We start from the raw sequence: 389 nt of genomic DNA, 5'->3' as shown, positions 1-389 counted from the left end.
GAGGGGCACACCGCCGGGCGCCTCGACGAGGGGGAGCGCATCCGGTCGGTGCGGCGTGCCGTCGGCACCCGGGATCGGGTCGCCGTGCGGATCGCGCGACGGGTAGCCGAGCCGGCGGTCGATCCGGTCGACGAGGGTGTCCGACACGGCGTGCTCGAGCACCTCTGCCTCGTCGTGCACCTCGTCCCAGCCGTAGCCGAGCACCTCCACCAGGAAGGTCTCGATGAGCCGGTGCCGGCGCACCATCGCGACGGCGTTCGTGCGTCCCGTCTCGGTGAGTTCGATGCTCCCGTACCACCTCCACCAGGAAGGTCTCGATGAGCCGGTGCCGGCGCACCATCGCGACGGCGTTCGTGCGTCCCGTCTCGGTGAGTTCGATGCTCCCGTAC

1 pseudogene is annotated in these 389 nt (G+C 71.2%); it reads right to left on the bottom strand.

What is annotated here, in order from left to right:
- Positions 1–294: pseudogene (locus AB4Z02_RS19270) on the bottom strand (metal-dependent transcriptional regulator); the annotation flags it as partial.
- Between the last annotated feature and the right edge of the window lie 95 nt (positions 295–389).

The sequence above is a fragment of the Pedococcus sp. 2YAF34 genome (assembly GCF_052114585.1).
Classification (GTDB): Bacteria; Actinomycetota; Actinomycetes; order Actinomycetales; family Dermatophilaceae; genus Pedococcus.
Note: the sequence above shows the minus strand (reverse complement) of the source record. Positions and strands in the feature narration are given on the sequence as shown.